This window comes from Citrobacter sp. wls710, from assembly GCF_005281115.1.
Lineage (GTDB): Bacteria > Pseudomonadota > Gammaproteobacteria > Enterobacterales > Enterobacteriaceae > Citrobacter > Citrobacter werkmanii.
The window spans coordinates 1-596 of record NZ_SZXD01000043.1 but is presented as its reverse complement, the minus strand read 5'-3'; the positions used below and the strand labels follow the sequence as shown (position 1 = coordinate 596).

Sequence of the window (596 nt, the reverse complement as noted above, 5' to 3'; positions counted from 1 at the left end):
AGTGTATCCATTATTGACAGCTTCCCCATTCCTTTGTGTCAGCCTATTCGTAATTTCAGAAGCAAAGGTCTTGGAGATTATGCAAATGTTGGCTACAATGCTACAAAGGGACAGTACTTCTATGGATGTAAATGTCATGCTTTAGTCAGTGAATCAGGCTATGTCATAGACTACACAATTACTCCTGCTTCAATGGCTGATAGTTCAATGACCGAGGAAGTGTTGAGTCAATTTGGGACACCAACAGTCCTTGGAGATATGGGATATTTAGGTCAGTCACTGCATGATAGGCTGGAATTAAAAGGAATTGATCTAATGACACCTGTCAGGAAGAACATGAAGCAAAAGAAAATCCTTTTCCCTAATTTTTCAAAACGTAGAAAAGTGATTGAGCGAGTTTTCTCTTTTTTGACAAATCTAGGAGCTGAGCGTTGTAAAAGTCGTTCGCCTCAAGGTTTTCAATTGAAATTAGAGATGATACTTTTAGCGTATTCTTTACTGTTAAAATCAGCTAAATCACTGGAACCAGAGACTTTAAGATATTCTATCGGGTATCAAGTCATGGCTAAATAATCAACTAGCAATTCGGGTTAATA

1 pseudogene is annotated in these 596 nt (G+C 37.8%); it reads left to right on the top strand.

The features are described from left to right. Nucleotides 1-573, top strand: a pseudogene (locus FDX14_RS20080) (IS982-like element IS982B family transposase); the annotation flags it as partial. Between the last annotated feature and the right edge of the window lie 23 nt (nt 574-596).